The 13,590-nt window shown below is 64.1% G+C and carries 11 protein-coding genes and 2 tRNA genes; 10 read left to right on the top strand and 3 right to left on the bottom strand.

Annotation, left to right across the window (positions count from 1 at the left end; genetic code table 11):
- Position 1: 1 nt before the first annotated feature.
- The 4 genes from iolC (at position 2) to ACL02S_RS13345 (ending at position 4,043) form a co-directional block, all read left to right on the top strand.
- Positions 2-943, top strand: a complete 942-nt coding sequence (gene iolC, locus ACL02S_RS13360) for a 5-dehydro-2-deoxygluconokinase (RefSeq protein ID WP_412802682.1) — start codon at positions 2-4, stop codon at positions 941-943.
- Positions 940-1,836 carry a 5-deoxy-glucuronate isomerase gene (iolB, locus tag ACL02S_RS13355; RefSeq protein WP_412802806.1) on the top strand — a complete coding sequence of 299 codons (897 nt, stop codon included), beginning with the start codon at positions 940-942 and terminating at the stop codon, positions 1,834-1,836. The genes iolC and iolB overlap by 4 nt, the downstream gene beginning before the upstream one ends.
- Positions 1,827-3,668 carry a 3D-(3,5/4)-trihydroxycyclohexane-1,2-dione acylhydrolase (decyclizing) gene (iolD, locus tag ACL02S_RS13350; RefSeq protein WP_412802681.1) on the top strand — a complete coding sequence of 614 codons (1,842 nt, stop codon included), beginning with the start codon at positions 1,827-1,829 and terminating at the stop codon, positions 3,666-3,668. The genes iolB and iolD overlap by 10 nt, the downstream gene beginning before the upstream one ends.
- Before the next feature lie 171 nt (positions 3,669-3,839).
- Entirely contained in the window at positions 3,840-4,043 is a 204-nt protein-coding gene (locus tag ACL02S_RS13345) for a cold-shock protein (RefSeq protein ID WP_412802805.1), read from the top strand.
- Positions 4,044-4,153: 110 nt separating this feature from the next.
- On the opposite strand, the gene ACL02S_RS13340 is transcribed toward ACL02S_RS13345, so the two are convergent.
- Entirely contained in the window at positions 4,154-4,960 is an 807-nt protein-coding gene (locus ACL02S_RS13340) for a nucleotidyltransferase domain-containing protein (protein ID WP_412802680.1), read from the bottom strand.
- A gap of 265 nt (positions 4,961-5,225) precedes the next feature.
- Positions 5,226-5,606 (bottom strand): NAD-dependent epimerase/dehydratase family protein, encoded by a 381-nt coding sequence (locus ACL02S_RS13335; RefSeq protein ID WP_412802679.1) that lies wholly within the window; start codon positions 5,604-5,606, stop codon positions 5,226-5,228.
- Between the two features lie 898 nt (positions 5,607-6,504).
- Here ACL02S_RS13335 and serA point away from each other — a divergent pair.
- Together serA and ACL02S_RS13325 are read left to right on the top strand one after the other, a co-directional pair.
- Positions 6,505-8,103, top strand: coding sequence for a phosphoglycerate dehydrogenase (gene serA, locus ACL02S_RS13330; RefSeq protein WP_412802678.1), 1,599 nt, complete (start codon positions 6,505-6,507; stop codon positions 8,101-8,103).
- 13 nt (positions 8,104-8,116) lie between these two features.
- On the top strand, positions 8,117-9,124 hold the full coding sequence (locus tag ACL02S_RS13325) for a 3-isopropylmalate dehydrogenase (RefSeq protein ID WP_412802677.1): 1,008 nt from the start codon (positions 8,117-8,119) through the stop codon (positions 9,122-9,124).
- Positions 9,125-9,475: 351 nt separating this feature from the next.
- Here the strand turns inward: ACL02S_RS13325 and ACL02S_RS13320 are convergent, their stop codons facing one another.
- The gene (locus ACL02S_RS13320; RefSeq protein ID WP_412802676.1) at positions 9,476-10,669 is read right to left on the bottom strand and encodes an MFS transporter; all 1,194 of its coding nucleotides are present in this window, start codon (positions 10,667-10,669) and stop codon (positions 9,476-9,478) included.
- Positions 10,670-10,870: 201 nt separating this feature from the next.
- Between ACL02S_RS13320 and ACL02S_RS13315 the strand changes: the two genes are divergently transcribed.
- The 4 genes from ACL02S_RS13315 to ACL02S_RS13300 all read left to right on the top strand — a co-directional run bounded on the left by ACL02S_RS13315 (position 10,871) and on the right by ACL02S_RS13300 (position 13,541).
- Positions 10,871-11,644, top strand: coding sequence for a fumarylacetoacetate hydrolase family protein (locus ACL02S_RS13315; RefSeq protein WP_412802675.1), 774 nt, complete (start codon positions 10,871-10,873; stop codon positions 11,642-11,644).
- Between the two features lie 13 nt (positions 11,645-11,657).
- Positions 11,658-13,130 (top strand): glutamate--tRNA ligase, encoded by a 1,473-nt coding sequence (gltX, locus tag ACL02S_RS13310; protein WP_412802674.1) that lies wholly within the window; start codon positions 11,658-11,660, stop codon positions 13,128-13,130.
- Positions 13,131-13,251: 121 nt separating this feature from the next.
- Positions 13,252-13,323, top strand: a tRNA-Gln gene (locus ACL02S_RS13305).
- Between the two features lie 145 nt (positions 13,324-13,468).
- Positions 13,469-13,541: transfer RNA gene (locus ACL02S_RS13300), tRNA-Glu, on the top strand.
- The last annotated feature ends 49 nt before the right edge of the window (positions 13,542-13,590 follow it).

The following is a 13,590-nucleotide window of genomic DNA, read 5'->3' as shown; positions in this document are numbered from 1 at the left end:
GATGACGGCGACACCGGAGGTTCTCACGGTCGGCCGGGTCGGGGTGGATCTCTACCCGGAACAGAGTGGAGTCGCGCTGGCGCAGGTGCGCAGTTTCGCGAAGTCCCTCGGCGGCACCGCGACCAATGTGGCGGTGGCCGCCGCTCGGCTCGGTAGGTGTTCGGCGATACTGACCAAGGTGGGTCCGGATGGTTTCGGTGATTTCGTTCGTACCGCGCTGGAAGGTTTCGGTGTCAGCTCCCGTTACGTCACGACCGCTCCGAATCTGCTGACTCCGGTGGTGTTCTGTGCGCTCACCCCACCCGCTGATCCACCGTTGTTGTTCTACCGCGCGCCGATCGCGCCGGATCTCACCCTTACCGTGGACGATGTTCCTTGGGACATCGTGGATACCGTGCCATTGCTCTGGGTCACCGGCACCGGTGTGAGTGCCGAGCCGAGCCGGACCACCCAGCGTGAGATTCTGCTGCGACGTGCCCGGCGTAGGTATACCGTGCTCGATCTGGACTACCGGTCGATGTTCTGGCCCGACGCCGATACCGCGCGGGCGGAGATCGACTGGATGCTCGACCATGTGGATGTGGTGGTCGGTAACCGCATCGAGGTCCAGGTGGCGGTGGGTACCGAGGACCCGGCCGTTGCGGCCGACCGGCTGCTCGCCCGCGGTGTGCGTTTCGCGGTGATCAAACAAGGCGCCGACGGGGTGCTGGTGGCCACCGAATCCGAGCGTTGGACGGTGCCACCGTGCCGGGTCGAGGTGGTCTGTGGCCTCGGCGCGGGCGACGGATTCGGTGGGGCACTGATCCACGGGCTGCTCGCGGGCTGGGACCCACGGCGGGTCGCCACCTACGCGAATGCGGCGGGCGCGCTGGTGGCCGCGCGCCTCGCCTGCGTGGACGCGATGCCTACCGATGCGGAAATAGAGGAGCTGCTGTGTCGCTGAGACTGCACCGGCCGACGGGAACGTTGCGCCGCAACGGCGATCCGGTGTTGTTGACTCCGGAAGACGCCGGATGGAGCTACGCCGGGCTGTGGGTGCTGCGGATCGGCGCGGGGATGTCGCGGACTGTGCGGACGGGGGAGTTCGAAGCGTTCGTGCTGCCCTTGTCGGGTGCGTGCGCGGTGCGTGTGGATGGTGTGGTTTTCGCCTTGGCAGGCCGGGAGTCGGTCTTCACCAGGGTCACGGATTTCGCCTATGTGCCAAGGGATGCCGAGGTGGAGCTGGAGGCCGCGGACACCGACCTGGAGGTGGCGCTGCCGATGGCGCGTTGCACACGCAGGCTGGAGCCGAGATACGGTCCCGCGGAAAAGGTTCCGGTCGAAGTGCGTGGTGCGGGAAATGCGACACGGCAGGTCGCGAACTTCGGGGTACCCGGCGTATGGGAGCACGCGGACAAGCTCAACGCCTGCGAGCTGATCACCCCGGATGGCAATTGGTCGTCCTATCCGCCGCATAAACACGATGAGGCGAGCGACTGTGAGGTCGTCAACGAGGAGATCTATTACTTCCGTATCGCCGGGCGGGACGGCATCACGCCGTCGCATGAGGGGTTCGGTATGCACCGGACCTACACCGCCGACGGCACCGTGGACGAAAACGTCACGGTGGGTGACGGCGATGTCTTCCTGATTCCGTACGGCTACCACGGGCCGTGTATCGCCGCGCCCGGCTATCCCATGTACTACCTCAATGTGCTCGCCGGCCCCGCGCCAGAACGATCCATGGCGTTCTGCGACGATCCGGCGCACAGCTGGGTGCGGGCGCGCTGGGACGACGAGCCCACCGATCCGCGATGTCCGGTCACCACGCATGAAGGGCGGGTCCGATGCGGCTGACCGCGGCGCAGGCGCTGGTGGCCTGGCTGGTCGCGCAGCGTTCGGAGACGCTCGACGGCTACGAAGTTCCCTTGTTCCCCGCTGTTTTCGCGATTTTCGGGCATGGCAACGTGCTCGGTCTCGGTACCGCGTTGTATGAACGGCGTACCGAGCTCCCGGTCTGGCGCGGACATACCGAACAGGGGATGGCACTGGCGGCCGTCGGCTACGCCAAGGCCACGAACCGGCGTCAGGTCGGTGTCGTGACCTCCTCGATCGGGCCCGGCGCACTGAACATGGTCACGGCCGCGGGTGTCGCGCACGCCAATCGGCTTCCGCTGCTGCTGCTTCCCGGCGACACCTTCACCGGACGCGCGCCCGACCCGGTCCTGCAACAGGTCGAGCACTTCGGCGACGCGACCGTCACCGTGAACGACGCGTTCGGCGCGGTGAGCCGATACTTCGACCGCATCACTCGGCCGGAACAACTGATTTCCAGCCTGCCCCAAGTGATTCGGGTTCTCACCGATCCGGCTGACAGCGGTCCGGCCGTGCTCGCGCTACCCCAGGATGTCCAGGCAGAGAGTTACGACTTCCCCGAAGCGCTGTTCGCGCCGGTCGTACACCGGCTCATCCGGCCGCGTCCCGACCAGCGGGCGCTCGCCGCCGCCGTCACGCAGTTGCGCGCCGCGCATCGGCCGCTGATGATTCTCGGTGGTGGGGTCCGCTATTCTGGCGCCGGTGGCACGGTAATGGAATTCGCTGAGCACCATGGTGTTCCGCTGGTAGAGACCACTGCGGGCCGTACATTGGTTCCGCACAGACATCCGCTGTATGCCGGGCCGCTCGGTATCACCGGTTCGGCGTCGGCGAACGCGATGGCGGCCGAGGCCGATCTGGTTCTCGCGATCGGGACCAGGTTGCAGGACTTCACCACGGCCTCCTGGACCGTTTTCGCCCCGGATGTCCGCCTGGTGATGATCAACGCGGCACGGTTCGACGCCGTGAAACACGGTGCTCTCGAGGTGGTCGGTGATGCCGATGCCACCGTGCGCGAGCTGGACGGGCAGCTCGGGCAGTGGTGCGTCGATTCCGAGTGGAGTGCGCGTGCCGCGGCGCTGCGTACCGCATGGGATACCTATATCGACGCTCGGCGGGCGCCTACTCCTGGTCTGCCGAGCTATGCCCAGATCGTCGGCGTCGTGAACGAATCGAGTGGACCGGGCGACTATGTGATGACGGCTTCCGGTGGTCTTCCTGGTGAACTCGTCGGTGGTTGGCGGGCGGTGGGTGGCGTACCCACGATGGATGTGGAGTACGGCTTCTCCTGTATGGGCTATGAGCTCACGGGCGCCTGGGGTGCGGCCATGGCGCATTCCGCCGGAGTGGTCACGACATTGCTCGGGGACGGTTCCTATCTGATGTTGAACTCGGAGTTGTTCTCCGCGGCTTTCGCCGGGCACCCGTTCGTCGCGGTGGTCTGCGATAACGACGGCTACGCGGTGATCGCTCGTCTGCAGGAGGGGCAGGGTGGTGCCCCGTTCAACAATTTCTACGCGCAGTGCCGTACTACTCGTGCGGATCCGCCCCGGGTCGATTTCGCCGCGCATGCGGCCGCCCTCGGCTGCGCGGTCTTCACCGCTTCCGATCTGGACGAATTCCGTGCCGCCTATGGCCTGGCCCGGTCGGCGGCGCGGGCCGGATCCGGTCCGGTGGTGCTCGTGGTGCGGACTCGGTCCTCGGTGTGGACCGAGGCGGGCGCGTGGTGGGAGGTCGGTGTTCCGGAGCAGCTGTCAGGGCGGGCAGGCTATATGGAGGCGAAGTCACGCCAGGTGCGCTTCCTGCGGCCCTGAACAGAACTGGGCGAACAGTATCCCGGCAATCCATCGATGTGGCTCGTGTATGAGCGTTAGCTCACAGTTGGGGATACCGGACGTGAGTTATTCGTCGGATCATGGCATCGTTGATCAGTGAGACCAGGACAGCTCGATTACATGACCTGGCTCGTCTACAGAAAGTATGAAATGGCTCAAGGCATTGTGAAGTGGTTCAACAGCGAGAAGGGCTTCGGCTTTATTGCGCAGGACGGCGGAGGACCCGACGTCTTCGTGCACTACTCGGCTGTGAGCGGCTCGGGTTTCCGCTCCCTCGATGAGGGACAGCACGTGGAATTCGAGATCGGCCAGGGACAGAAGGGTCCCCAGGCTCAGGATGTTCGCGTTATCTAATCGCGACTCAGCTTTCGGAAGGCCCCGCACCGGAACGGTGCGGGGCCTTCCGCCCATCTGGGGGTATCGCCGCCACGATCCTGTTCGATCGGCCCGCGCGGAACGCTGGTTCAGCGTGTCAGTGCCTCGGCTTGGAAGAACTCCGCGGCCACTGCTTGGGCCCTCACGCGATCATGTGCCACGGATTCATGGAAAGTTCTTGCAGCGCAGTCTAATTCGGTAGTGATGAACGCGGAGATCGGTGCGGGTACCGGTCCGCTGCCCATTTCGTGGGCCTGCGACTTCAATCCGGTCAGCTCGGCCACCGCGGCCGATAGGTCGGCGGGTAGTTCGCACTGCCGCATCAGCGTCGGCAGATGCATGGGCGTCATTGTCGAGGCAGGGTGCTCACGCAACCACCGCAGTACCATCGCCGGGCGCAACGAGTAGAACACTTTTTTCAGTGACCGGGAGTGGTTGAACAGCGCCCACTGCTTATTGCCCAGGTGCAGATAGTGCCGCGCTATCTCGTCGCGGTCGGTCACCTCCTCGGCCACCGCGCGCAATCGGGCGCAGAACTCCGTGTCGCGGCGGTAGGTGATCGGCGACATCAACCACTCGATGAGCACGGCGTTGCCCTGTACCAGTAGTTGCAGCGCCTTGGCGAGATCCCAGCCGTTCAAGTCGAGCGGACCTGAGATCGGTGGTTCCAGCACATCGTAGGTGTGCCACGGGGACAGATAGGTCTCCAGCTCGGCGATGTACACGAATCGGCAGTCGTAGTCCGAATCCGGTGAGGGAAAGCCCCATGCTCGGCTGCCGCTTTCGATCGCAAGCCGGATCGACACCCGATACTCGTGTTCGAGCTGGTCCAGTGCGCGGTCGATGGAGCCGACCACCGTCGGATCCATCGAAGCTGGAATCGCGCGCACAGCCATGATTGTCATACTAGGTACCTGATCAGGCACGACGCAGGTGTCTTAATGCCCGTTTTATGGCCTCGCCGCGGGCGGTAGCGGTATATCGCCCGGCTTATGGGGAGGCGTTGTGCCAGCGGTTGCCGCCGTACTGTGGCCGGGGTACCACGAGATGACGGTACGGGCCCCGCATCGAAAGCGGCTGCGGGGCCCATTGTCCGCGATCAGCTGTGTGCTGGGACGGCGGAAAGCCGGACACATTCGGCCGCGAGCTGTTCCGGGTGGGTCAACTGCGGGTAATGACCTGTGCCTTCGATCGAGATCGAATCCGTATCGCGGGAAGCGAGAAACGCGGCGCGCGGACGCCGAGATGCTCGGCGAGCTGCCGGATCAGCATCGGTAGTTCCGGTGTTCGATCGTCGAGGACGGTGTAGGACCGGCCCGCGGTATCGGGCAGAGTGGGCAGGCTGATCAGGAAATCGGTGAAGTAGTCGAGGTCGACGATCGGCACGAAGGTCCGCGAACTGCCGGGAATCACGGTGAGCCTGCCGTACCAGAGGTCCTCGACCATAGCGGCCAGTCCGACGTATCGGCCGGGGCCGAGCACACTGCTCGGATTGGCGATGGTCAGTGCGATATCGAGGTCGGAAGCCAGCTGGCGCAGCATGGGATCCGATTCGAACTCGGACGCGCCGCAGGTCGGGGAGGGTGGATGCCCAGTCCGGTATGTGCGGTCGCGCCTCTCGGATCTGCCGAATGGAAGCTCGAGAGAAACCGGCGCCACCCGGCATGTCGCAATTATTCGAAATTTCTATCACATTTTAAATAAGGTCATGCTGTGAGAAATGGTCTGATCTTCTCATAATATTCTCATGATTTTCTCAGGGGTATTCGCTCGCTGATGTGTGCTCCTGCCTGATTCTATGCCTTGAGCTGGCATTACGTATGAGTTATTCGCTCATCGGCGCCTCGGGTGCGGTCTGTGGAGATGTAACGAAGCATCCGTGTTCTGTGTCACGAAATATTCCGATCGGGTAACGGCTGCGGTTATATGTTCGATGTACTCGATGTCAGCCAGTTCGACTGGATCCCTTTTACGGAAGAGGTATTTCATGATCCCCGTTATCATCGACACCGGCAGCGCTGCGATGGACGGTCTTTTCAATACGCTCGGTGCGGCTCTGTACGGCATCGTCGATACCCTCTGGACCGGCTCCTTCGGCGGCTGACCGAGAGAACCGTTCGACGCCGATAGCGGGCGTCGTATGACGGGCCCCGCGCCGAACCGGTGCGGGGCCCGTTGCTATGCGGTGGCGCCGCGCTGTCGCCTGCGGACCTGATCGCCCATACCGGTGTTGTTCGGGGCATAGGCGGGGTCCTTCGTGGTGACGCTGCGCTACCGCCTACGGACCTGACACCCATGCCGGGGCGGCAGGTCCGGGCTTTGCGTTCCGCCGGGCACGTGGCTGATCGCGGTCGACTGCCAGGTGGTAGGAGCGGGGGAAATCGCGCGCACTAAGCTGGTCGGCGGTAATTGCCGCACCCATTCCCCAGGAGTAGCCCCCGTGAGCCAAGCAGGCCGTCCGGTAGTTCTGATCGCCGACAAGCTCGCCCAGTCGACCGTCGACGCGCTCGGTGACGGCGTCGAGGTTCGCTGGGTCGACGGTCCCGACCGGCCTGCGCTGCTGGCCGCGGTGCCAGAGGCCGACGCACTGCTCGTACGCTCGGCGACCACAGTCGATGCCGAGGTCCTGGAAGCAGGGAAGAACCTGAAGATCGTCGCCCGTGCCGGCGTCGGCCTGGACAACGTCGATGTGCCCGCCGCTACCGAGCGTGGGGTCATGGTGGTGAACGCCCCGACCTCGAATATCCATACCGCCGCCGAGCACGCGGTCACGCTGCTGCTTGCCGCCGCGCGTCAGGTCCCCGCCGCGGATGCGACGCTGCGTGAGCGCACCTGGCAGCGCAGCAAGTTCAACGGTGTGGAAATCTTCGGCAAGACCGTCGGCGTCGTCGGCCTCGGTCGCATCGGCCAGCTGTTCGCCGCGCGCCTCGCTGCCTTCGAGACCAAGGTGATCGCCTACGACCCCTACGTATCGCCTGCCCGCGCCGCGCAGCTCGGCATCGAGCTGATGAGCCTCGACGAGCTGCTCGAGCGTGCCGACCTGATCTCCATCCATCTGCCGAAGACCCCGGAAACCAAGGGCCTCATCGGTAAGGAAGCCATCGCCAAGACCAAGCCGGGCGTGATCATCGTCAACGCCGCCCGCGGTGGTCTGATCGACGAGGCCGCGCTGGCCGAGGCGATCAAGTCCGGTCATGTTCGCGCCGCGGGTCTGGACGTATTCGAGACCGAGCCGTGCACCGACAGCCCGCTGTTCGATCTGCCGCAGGTCGTGGTGACCCCACATCTGGGCGCCTCCACCGCGGAGGCCCAAGATCGCGCAGGCACCGATGTGGCCAAGTCGGTATTGCTGGCCCTGGCAGGCGAATTCGTGCCGGGAGCGGTGAACGTCACCGGCGGTGTCGTCGGGGACGAGGTCGCACCGTGGCTGGATATCGTGCGCAAACAGGGCGCTCTGCTCGGCGCACTGTCCAATGAGCTTCCGGTCAGTGTCGAGGTCCAGGTGCGTGGCGAGCTGGCCGCTCAGCAGGTCGCGGTGCTGGAGCTGGCCGCGCTGCGTGGCATCTTCTCCGCCCATGTCGAGGACCAGGTCACCTTCGTCAACGCGCCTGCCCTGGCCAAGGAACGTGGTATCACCGCCGAGGTCACCACGGCGTCGGAGAGCCCGAGCCACCGCAGTGTGGTCGACCTGCGTGCGGTATTCGGTGACGGCAGCACCCTGAATGTGGCGGGTACGCTCACCGAGCCGCAGCTGGTGCAGAAGATCGTCAACATCAACGGCCGCAACTACGATATGCGGGCCGAAGGCCTGAATCTGGCTGTCCTGAACTACGAGGACAAGCCGGGAGCGTTGGGCAAGGTCGGCACCGAACTCGGTGAAGCGGAGGTCGATATCCTGGCCGCGCAGCTGACCCAGGATGTGGACAAGGAAGGCGCGACCGTGGTGTTCCGGGTCGCTCGTCCGGTACCCGCCGAGGTGCAGGCCGCGATAGCCGAGTCGGTCGGCGCGGCCAAGGTCGTCCTGGTCGACCTGGTCTGATCGGGGCAAGCTCATGAAACTCGCTGTCATCCCTGGCGATGGGATCGGGCCCGAGGTCATCGCCGAGGCGCTCAAGGTGCTCGACGTGGTCGTGCCCGGTATCGAGAAGACCGAATACGATCTCGGCGCTCGTCGTTACCACGCGACGGGGGAGATCCTGCCGGACTCGGTGCTACCAGAACTGAAGCAGCACGATGCGATTCTGCTCGGTGCTATCGGTGATCCTTCGGTGCCGAGCGGCGTGCTCGAACGCGGTCTGCTGCTGCGCACCCGGTTCGCGCTGGACCATCACGTGAACTTGCGGCCGTCCACGCTGTATCCCGGTGTGACCGGCCCGCTGGCGGGCAACCCTGCTATCGACCTCGTGGTGGTGCGTGAGGGGACCGAAGGGCCGTATACCGGCACCGGCGGCGCGATCCGTGTGGATACCCCGCATGAGGTAGCGACCGAGGTGAGTAACAACACCCGTTTCGGTATCGAGCGCGTAGTGCGTTACGCCTTCGCCGCGGCACAGGCCAGGCGTAAGCGCCTGACATTGGTGCACAAAACCAATGTGCTCACCTTCGCAGGCTCGCTCTGGCAACGCACCGTCAGCGAGGTCGCGACCGAATTCCCCGATGTCGCAACGGATTATCAGCATATCGACGCGACGACCATCCACCTGGTCAATGATCCGGGCCGGTTCGACGTGATCGTCACCGACAATCTGTTCGGCGATATCATCACCGATCTCGCGGCCGCGGTGAGCGGTGGAATCGGCCTGGCGGCCAGTGGCAACATCGATGCCTCCAGGACGAATCCGAGCATGTTCGAGCCGGTGCACGGCAGTGCGCCCGATATCGCGGGCCAGTCCAAGGCCGACCCGACCGCGGCGATCCTCTCGGTCGCGCTGCTGCTCGACCATCTCGGTGAATCCGAGGCGGCCGCGCGCATCGAGTCGGCTGTCGCCAAGGACCTCGCCTCCCGTTCGGGTGTCGTGTCGACCGTGGAGGTCGGCGACCGCATCGCCGCGGCGGTCTGAACCGCCCGCCGACCGAGGTCCCGCTCTCGGCCCGGCATGGGCGGTCAGGTCCGTGGGAGGTAGCGCAGCGTTTCCACGAAGGACCCCGCCCATGCCATGAACAACACCGGCATGGGCGGTCAGGTCCGTGGGAGGTAGCGCAGCGTTTCCACGAAGGACCCCGCCCATGCCATGAACAACACCGGCATGGGCGGTCAGGTCCGTAGGAGGTAGCGCAGCGTTTCCACGAAGGACCCCGCCCATGCCATGAACAACACCGAAGCGGGACCTTCTGTTTTCCTTTCCCCGCACGCACGTCATAGTGCGGGCGGGGCTGCACCGGATCTCGGGCGAAGCGGGTGAGTGGATCTGTTACGGATCCGGTTGTGCGGGGACATGCGGGACCAGGGGAACCGCCGCTGCGGCCGTACCTGCCGCGAGCAGGAAGACAGCGGGAAAGCCACTTATGGTGACGAGCGCGCCGAACGCCGGCGGGATGGCGGCCATGGCCAGGTTCTGTCCGGTGTTCTGGATACCGAGGCCGCGACCACTCCAGTGCGGGCCCGCTATCTCGGCGATCGCGGTGAAGGCCAATCCGTTGTCGGAGACTGTGATGACGGACGTGGCGATCAGCAATGGAACCGCGGCGAACCACCAGTGTGTCCACGCGGTCAGCGCCAGAGTCGCCATCGACAGCGCCGCGGCGATGGCGACCGTGCGCAGCGGACCGACGCGGCTGCCGACGTGATCGGACCATACGCCAGCCCCGATCCGGCCCAGTGCGCCGAGGAGTTGTGTGCCCGCTACCAAGGCGCCCGCGGCAACAGGGGGCCAGCCGACATCATGTTGCAGCCACAGCAGCGCGAACGTCCATACAGTGCCCTGCGGTATGACGAGCAGTACCGAGACCAGGTGGATGCGCCATAGCGTGGCATCGGTGCGATACGGGTTGGTACGTAACGCCGGATCGGCGGTGGATCCGGGGTGGCGCGGCGGGTCGATGATGCCGGTCGAGCAACTCACGGCCGCCAAGCCCGCCATGAGCGCGGGGACCAGAATGGCCGCGGGCACACCGTAGGTATCGGCAACCATCGGAATCGCCAACGCGCCGATACCTACGCCGAGTGGCTGCGCGGTCTGCCGGATTCCCATGGCCAGCCCGCGTCGGTGCGGTGGGAACCAGCCGACGATCACCCGGCCACTGGCACCGTTGGTGCTCGCTGCTCCGATACCACCGAGGAACAACAGCGCGCCTAAAGCGAGATCGTCGGTGGTGGCCGCCGCGGCGCATCCCGCCACCAGCATCAGTAACGGGCCGCTGATCAATACTTTGCGCTCGCCGACGCGGTCGACCAGATAACCCCAGCCGATCAGTGTGCACACCAGCCCGATGGTCGGCATGGCCACCAGCAGCCCCGCGGTAGTGAGCGGCATACCGCGGTCGGTGAGGGTGGGTAGCAGGAACGGCACGCCATGGACGAAGACCGCGCTGGTGGCCTGGGCGAAGACGCCGATACCGAGCATGGACCATCGGCGCACCTCATCGATCTGCGTCGCCGACGTCATCATCATCACCTGTATCTCATATTATGAGATATGCATCCCGTTTTATGAACTCTTTGCCTACCGTACATCGCTCGGACGGCTACGCGGGTCCTCGCCGATGTCGGACTGCTCACAGTGCGGATTGTTATGGGCGACGCGGATTGCGTACCTCTCGGTCGGGTGTGTTCGGGCAGGTGGTAGTGGGTCGATAGACTGCCGGGCATGCGTCTAGGTCGAATTGCCAGTCCCGATGGAGTCGCCTTCGTCAGCATCGAAGGCGACGGAAGTGACAGTGTGGCCAAGGAGATCGCGGAACATCCGTTCGGAACGCCGACGTTCACCGGGCGGAGCTGGCCACTGGCCGATGTCCGGCTACTCGCCCCGATCCTTGCCAGCAAGGTGATCTGTGTGGGCAAGAATTACGCGGCCCATGCCGCTGAGATGGGTGGTTCCGCGCCTGCCGAACCGGTCATCTTCCTCGTACCGAACACCGCGATCGTCGGGCCGAATGCTCCGATCATCTTGCCGCCCAGCTCTACTCAGGTCGATTACGAGGGTGAGTTGGCGGTGGTCATCGGCAGGCCATGTAAAGACGTACCCGCCGCTCGCGCTCTGGATGTGGTGCTCGGCTACACCATCGCCAACGATGTGACCGCCCGCGATCAGCAGCGCCTTGATGGTCAGTGGACCAGAGCCAAGAGCTACGATACGTTCTGTCCGTTGGGGCCGTGGATCGAAACCTCGCTCGACCCTACGGATCTGGAGATCGTCACCGAGCTCGACGGTGAAGTGCGCCAGCGCAGTCGCACTTCGCTTCTGCTACACGATATTCCGAAGCTCATCGAGTGGATTACTACTGTGATGACGCTGTTGCCCGGTGATGTCATTCTCACCGGAACTCCTGAGGGCGTCGGCCCGATGCGTAATGGGCAGCAGGTGTCGGTAACCGTCGAAGGCATCGGAACTCTCACCAATCCTGTTGCCGCCAAACGCTGATCGAAAGAGAGCCATGACTGAAGTACGGGTCCGATTCTGCCCGTCACCGACCGGAACACCGCATGTCGGCCTGATCCGCACGGCGCTGTTCAATTGGGCCTACGCCCGCCATCACGGTGGCGCATTCGTCTTCCGCGTCGAAGACACCGATGCCGCACGCGATTCCGAGGATTCCTATCGGGCGATTATCGACGCATTGCGTTGGCTCGGCCTTACCTGGGACGAGGGCCCCGAGGTCGGCGGGCCGTACGCACCGTATCGGCAGTCGCAGCGAAAAGATCTTCATCTGGATGTGGTCCAGCGTTTGCTGGACGCTGGGGAAGCGTATGAATCGTTCTCCACGCCGGAAGAAGTGGAGGCCCGGCATCGGGCCGCGGGCCGTGATCCCAAGCTCGGTTACGACAATTACGACCGCGACCTGGCGCCGGAGCAGATCGCGGCGTACCGGGCCGAGGGGTGCCCCGCTGTGATCCGGTTACGGATGCCCGATACCGACCTGTCCTGGCATGATCTGGTGCGTGGTGAAACCACCTTCAAAGCGGGCACCGTCCCGGACTTCGCGCTGACCCGAGGTACCGGTGATCCGTTGTATACCCTGGTCAATCCGGTCGATGACGCGCTGATGCGGATCACGCACGTCTTACGGGGAGAGGACCTGCTCTCGTCGACCCCACGGCAGCTCGCGCTGTATGCCGCGCTGCGCAGGATCGGAGTAGCCGACTTCACTCCGGAGTTCGGCCATCTGCCCTTCGTGATGGGGCAGGGCAACAAGAAGTTGTCCAAGCGCGATCCGGAGTCGAATCTGTTCGTCCACCGGGACCGCGGCTTTGTTCCTGAGGGTTTGCTGAACTATCTCGCTTTGCTTGGCTGGAGCATCGCTGAGGACCGTGACGTATTTACTATGGCGGAGATGGTCGAGGCCTTCGATATCTCGAAGGTGAATTCGAATCCGGCCCGTTTCGATCAGAAGAAGGCGGATGCGCTGAATGCCGAGCACATCCGTTTGCTGGACCCGTGTGATTTTGCGCACCGACTGCGAGAGTATCTCACCGCACACGGACGGATCGGCGCGGAAATAGATGAGAAAGTTTTCACTGCGGCGGCCGAACTCGTACAAACCAGGATTGTCGTGCTGGCGGACGCCTGGGAACTGCTGCGTTTCTTGTTCACGCCCGTAGATGAGTTCGCCATCGACCCCGCCGCGGGTGCCAAGAATCTTGGTTCCGAAGCGAACGAAGTATTGCAAGTTGCTATTACCGGGCTGGAGTCGTTGCCGGAATGGACGGCCGCGGCGATCGAAGAGGTTCTGAAGAAGGCACTGATCGATGATCTGGGCCTGAAACCACGCAAGGCCTTTGCTCCGGTCCGGGTCGCGGTGACCGGATCGCATATCAGTCCGCCGTTGTACGAGTCGCTGGAACTGCTCGGCCGGGACACCACTATGGACCGGCTGCGCTCGGCGCTGGGGTGGTCTGCGCCGTCCTAGTGTCGGAAATGCGGTCATGACCAGGCGATTTGCAAAAAGCCGGTAGCTGTTTGGTAATCTTCTTCTCGGCTCGGAACACGGCCTCGCATCATCCAGAAGCGAGGCGGAAACGCCTGGTCATTGGGGTATGGTGTAATTGGCAACACAGCTGATTCTGGTTCAGCCATTCTAGGTTCGAGTCCTGGTACCCCAGCGGAATGTTGTTCGACTTCGGTTCGCGACCGAGATCATGACAGCATCCGGCGATTTGGTCGCCGGGCCTCGGTCGGCTAAGCTAACCGAGCCTCCTGATCGAAAGATCAACCACGGAAGCTCTCGCATCAGCGAGGAGCAGTCCTGGCCCCGTCGTCTAGCGGCCTAGGACGCCGCCCTCTCAAGGCGGTAGCGCGGGTTCGAATCCCGTCGGGGCTACTCGAGACGAAAGTCCATGCTCTCAGAGCATGGACTTTCGTCGTTTTGT

Source organism: Nocardia spongicola (genome assembly GCF_047200775.1).
Classification (GTDB): domain Bacteria; phylum Actinomycetota; class Actinomycetes; order Mycobacteriales; family Mycobacteriaceae; genus Nocardia.
The sequence above is the reverse complement of the archived record's forward strand: the minus strand, read 5'-3'. Positions and strand labels throughout refer to the sequence as shown.